We start from the raw sequence: 4,980 nt of genomic DNA, 5'->3' as shown, positions 1-4,980 counted from the left end.
GTAGAAGCTTGTGTTCAAAGTATAGAAAATCGTAATTGAAAAGAGAATCTATGACCGCCACAACTTCTCTATATGTGAGGTCATCAGGAGGCTCTTGTTCGTTCAGTAATTCGGGATCCTCAAAGTATTCTATGATCTCGTCGATGTTTCTCTTCCCGTTTATGACCATTGATACCGATTCAAAAGTCCGATGCGTATTACCTTTGCAATATGGTATTCGCTCTTCGAATTGCTCAATGTTTCCTGTCAGTTGTGCATTGTACCTTTCCATGAAATCAAAGTCTATAGCATGAAATGGAAATGTTTGGATGATTTCGAAAATATATTCCTTCAAACCTCGCACATCACCGTTGGCTGAATCCGCTCTTATTTGGATATCCTCATTCGCTTCCAGTCTCCTTACCAAGCGTTCAAGCTTAGACCTATCTCTTCTTTGACTCGCCTTATTCACCTTGTAAGCTATCAACCACGCATCAAATCGAGAGCCAGCTGTTCTTGTTATCACAGAATTCCTGTACTTCACCTTCTTGAGTGAGCCCGAGCCAGTGTCCTTCGAGAAAGATTCTACAGCGGAAAAGAAGCTTGACAGTACATCCAAATCCATCTTTCCGGTCTTGTGTCCAATTCCTAGAACGCTCATCCCTGATTGTTTGTCATTTACGAGACACGCTATGTACCTACTTTGTGGTATTCCCTCTGAAGCTTGGTTACCCTCACTCGGTGAGATTCTAAACCTGACTACCATTTCCATGAATTCCATCTAATCTGTTCTGATAGGGTTCGACCCAGATTCAGTCGCCTTTCCAGCCCTCTTCTCAACCTCATCCCTTTGGTCCGTAATTATCTTTTCGACAAAACTTCCCTTTGGTTTTCCATCTCATGATACTCTGTCAATAGTCGATTTGGGAGACGATAGCTTGATTTAGCTAGGTCTCCTGACCAGAACATCCTAGTAGAAGCATGATTTGAGAAGAAGGTCGTGAAGGAATGGCTCAGGAAGCGGCACAGGCTGCAAAAGGCACATCGGTGTTGATGTTCCAATCAGTTTTGACAGGTTTCTTCCGAGTGCTCAATCTCTCACTATTGACCCGGCTTCTTCTCCAAGAACAAATGGGCCAAGTGGCTATTCTCGGTGTGATATACGGCTTTCTGCAGTTTCTTGGAGCAGCCGGTCTCAATCATGCATCCCCGCTTTTTGTTCCAGAACAGGAAGCAGCAGGAAAATTAGGACGAGTCAAGGGATTTCTGAAACAGTCCTTGGGCGTTGTGGCAGCTTCATCAAGTGCCATTGCGGTATTCATATTGGCGGCTTTCCCCTTCTTTCTTGGTGCTACAACTCTCTCCGCAGACCTACTGCTTCTTGCTATCATCGTAGGTCCCTTCTCCTCTCTGGAAGTGTTCTTAGACTCGTTTCTCCTAGCTCGATATGAGGTGAAAGAACTCGCTGCAGGTAGAACGCTCTTCAATGGCGTACGCCTCGTCGGAACGGTTGCCCTTGTCTTCTTGGGATGGGATGTAGTGGGAGTCATGCTTGGGTGGTTGCTGGCTGAGATTGTGGCTGTCCTTGTTTTCGGTTATGCGGCGGTTTCTGGAATTGATGTCAAATCAAAAGATGTGGGAATGACCTCTGTACTTTCCTTTGGCCTACCAAGTTTGGCATTCCAGACAATCGATGTAACAATTCAGAATACTGATAGAATAATTCTCTTGCAGCTGACGAACCTTTCTGCTCTTGCCGTGTATGATGTCTTTCTGCGGATACTCTTCATGTTCAGTCTTGTTTCACTGACGGTTTCTTCTGCTACGTACCCTATCTTGACCAGGATTCGAGTGGGTCTGGAGAACACCGATGAAGTACACGAATCGGGGAAATCCATGGGCGAGGTGGTTACCACACTCGTTCGGTACATCCTCATTTTGCTGTTTCCCGCTGGTGCAATACTGGCCCTGAATTCCCATGCTTTTCTTCAGATTCTCTTCGGTGCACAATATGCAAACTACCCTGGTGCCTCCCTTTCGTTTTCCATTCTGGTGTTCTCGTACGTGGTCTGGGGGGTTGTCTATGGGCTGCATGCTGTTCTTAGATCCATGGAGGAAAAGATGTTCTTTGTTGTTACTGGCATCGCGGTTATTGGCCTCGAAATCGTGGGTTGCTGGTTTCTCATTTCGTGGTTTGGTTTGCTTGGTTGTGCGCTGATTCGTTGTTCATACATATTCATACTTCTTTTGACATCGGTTGGTCGTTTATGGCAAAAAGGGGTTCGCGGCTTCTCATCGATTGCTAAACCGGTTGTTCGAATCACGGGGTCTTCCTTAATTGCTGGCTTGGTGACGTACTTCATTGCCCCTCCTGGCCTTATTGGTCTCGCCTTGATAGCAGTTCTTTCGCTTGGTGTTTACCTGCTTCTGTTGATTATCTCGCGAGAACCTCGGGAACTCGATTTTCGAATCGCCCGGTCTCTCCTTCCATCCGTACTGCATTGGCCAATCAACAAAGTGGAGAATATCCTGTTTGAACCAGAGAAATCAGAGGAAGAGACTGCCTAGCCAAATCGTAGATCCGAACGTCCTAGTGGGGTACTACCTGCTATTCTTAGTGTCTTATGTCTCGATTCTCTAATAACGCTCTTAAGGAACCAGCATTCGAAGAAACATACCGGATGATATGCCATGTCGGACCCACTGAAGCTGCTTATGTATAACCCTCTAAGCACACGAATGGGTGGCGGTGGTGATAGATGGCTGGCCGAAGTTATTCCCCGTCTTGTCGGAAAGGGAATTAATGTCACTTTGATGACAACCTCATTCATTCCGAAGAGCTACCGAGCAACATCAACAAAAGACCATGTTGAGAGGATTATCCAAGCCGGTGCTAGGTACATCGAAATCCCTTGTTCCTCAGTTTTCGAGAGGATCAATCACCCAATGCTTTCTGGACAATCACTTCTAGCTCTCAGCGGAGCAATCCGGAAACATGATTGTGTATATTTTCTAAATGCATACGCTTTCCAAGATATGCTTGTGAATCTGGCGACAATTATAGCCCCAGGTGTACCTGTGATCAGTGCACAACATGCTAGCATGTTTCAGGGCCAGATCTTGAAAGACACCTACACTAAGACCATTTCCCGGGCTCTTCTGGAATGCTTCGATGCATTTCATGTCTTGAATAGAGAGGACTACGAGACATACAAGAAATGGGGATTGGATAAAGTCTTCTTGATTCCCAATGGTGTCGATGTTGACTGGTTTTCACCTGCCAAATCCGAGAAAACAAATGATTTTCAGGTGCTGTCTGTTGGAAGACTAGACCAGCAGAAAGGTATTGACGTACTCATACAAGCTATCACCCTGCTGAATCAAGAACTTGATGAATCACTTCGTCCTCGATTCCGAATATGTGGGACTGGACCACTTGCCGAAAAAGTCGACGAGTTTGCTCAAAGGACACATAATGTCTCCTATCTTGGCTTTGTTGGGGAAAAAGAATTGCTACGCCGGTACAGAAGAGCGGACCTGTTCGTCATGCCCTCCAAGCGCGAGACATTTGGGCTGGTTGCTATGGAAGCAATGTCTTGCGGGGTTCCTGTAATCACATCTGATATCCCTGGACCCCGAACTTTTGTTGAGCGTGACTATGGAATGATGGTTCCTCCTAGCAACCCGAGAGCTCTTGCAAAGGCAATTCAACGGTTCTATACCTTGTGGAAAGAGAAGCCAGATGCATACAAGAAAATGGGTGAGCTGGCTCGAGAGAAATGCGTAAAGGAATACAACTGGAATCGAATTGTTGATAGGCTTACCAAAATGATACAAACTGTTTCAGAATTCTAGTCTGGATATCACAAAGAAGATATGCTGCTAAGAATTAGCAAGGGTCTCATATGCTTTCTTGATTTTTGGAATGTTTTCCTCCCAGGTATGAGGTGTTGGTTTTGGCGCTTCTCCATCAAACCCCCTCAGTATTGCATCTGAGTAGGATTCCACATCAGTCTTGGAACTGATGTAGTCTGGATGTTCCGAATATCCTGCGGCCACAATGGGTTTCTCAAAAAGAGCATATTCAGACAGTTTGAGACTATCGTGGATGTTGTAGAAACGCACCGGGAATCCCGGTGTTCGTTGTGAAAGGCAAAGGTCTGCAGCAGCAATCCATATCGGGATTTGGGTATGGACTCTTTTGCCCGTGAAGATGATTCCTTTTCTCTTGAGTTTGGTGTAGATATCTGGCGTGAAGGGGAGCTGGTTTTTGGGTCCTACCACATACAGTTTTGCATCTCGCTTCCTTGTGACTTCCTTCCACGTCTTGATTAACAAGTGAATGCCATAAATCGATTCGAGCCTGGCACCACCCACGAACAGGGCCATTGTTTCTGATGCCGGAATCCCCAGAGAAGCTCTAGCCTCTTCTTTCTTGATATCCCTGTGAAAACTCTTGGGTGGATAATTGGGGATGATGTAATATTCGGGAAGTTTGGTGTATTTGGCTGCATCAGCTAGCATTTCGACATTTGGTGCTATCACAACATTGGCCTTGGATATACTATCCGGCAGAAGTGCATAGGCAATAGCCGCCATAGCATCAAGACCAAGCCACCGAAGTTCATCTACAAGTGGTACATGGTAATCATGCAAGTACTTGCCATTTCTCATGAATGGGTGGATGAATACATCGATACCATCTAGATGCATCGGTCTTTGTTGGCCGAAAGCAGAAAGTCCCAAGTATAACATATTCGATGCGGATCCAGCGCTAAGGGATAATCGGCTGCTTGTCTTTGCAATACGACTGGGAATAACTACTTGGTGCTCCTGATTCAATGTCGAAATCAGATAATGACATCTCTGATGCCTGACATTATGCGACAGGAACAGGATTTCCTCCTTTCGCGCCATATTAAGCAACCACCCACCTTTCCATATATGGCCTACTGAAAACACTTGTTATCAAATGAGTATTGCACAAAATTCAGTAAATGC

General features: G+C 45.5%; 4 protein-coding genes. 2 read left to right on the top strand and 2 right to left on the bottom strand.

Annotated elements, in window-relative coordinates:
• Positions 1–751: hypothetical protein (locus GF309_00385; protein MBD3157217.1), on the bottom strand; the 751-nt coding region annotated here is incomplete at its 3' end.
• 236 nt (positions 752–987) lie between these two features.
• Here GF309_00385 and GF309_00380 point away from each other — a divergent pair.
• Positions 988–2,547, top strand: a complete 1,560-nt coding sequence (locus GF309_00380) for an oligosaccharide flippase family protein (GenBank protein MBD3157216.1) — start codon at positions 988–990, stop codon at positions 2,545–2,547.
• A 123-nt stretch (positions 2,548–2,670) separates the two neighbouring features.
• Positions 2,671–3,834 (top strand): glycosyltransferase, encoded by a 1,164-nt coding sequence (locus GF309_00375; protein MBD3157215.1) that lies wholly within the window; start codon positions 2,671–2,673, stop codon positions 3,832–3,834.
• A 27-nt stretch (positions 3,835–3,861) separates the two neighbouring features.
• Here the strand turns inward: GF309_00375 and GF309_00370 are convergent, their stop codons facing one another.
• Entirely contained in the window at positions 3,862–4,896 is a 1,035-nt protein-coding gene (locus tag GF309_00370; GenBank protein MBD3157214.1) for a glycosyltransferase, read from the bottom strand.
• Between the last annotated feature and the right edge of the window lie 84 nt (positions 4,897–4,980).

The sequence above is a fragment of the Candidatus Lokiarchaeota archaeon genome, assembly GCA_014730275.1.
Taxonomy (GTDB): Archaea; Asgardarchaeota; Thorarchaeia; order Thorarchaeales; family Thorarchaeaceae; genus WJIL01.
The sequence above is the reverse complement of the archived record's forward strand: the minus strand, read 5'-3'. Positions and strand labels throughout refer to the sequence as shown.

Coding starts and splice junctions, on each gene's coding strand:
- GF309_00380 (MBD3157216.1), top strand. CDS start 988: ATGGCTCAGGAAGCGGCACAGGCTGCAAAAGGCACATCGGTGTTGATG.
- GF309_00375 (MBD3157215.1), top strand. CDS start 2,671: ATGTCGGACCCACTGAAGCTGCTTATGTATAACCCTCTAAGCACACGA.
- GF309_00370 (MBD3157214.1), bottom strand. CDS start 4,896: ATGGCGCGAAAGGAGGAAATCCTGTTCCTGTCGCATAATGTCAGGCAT.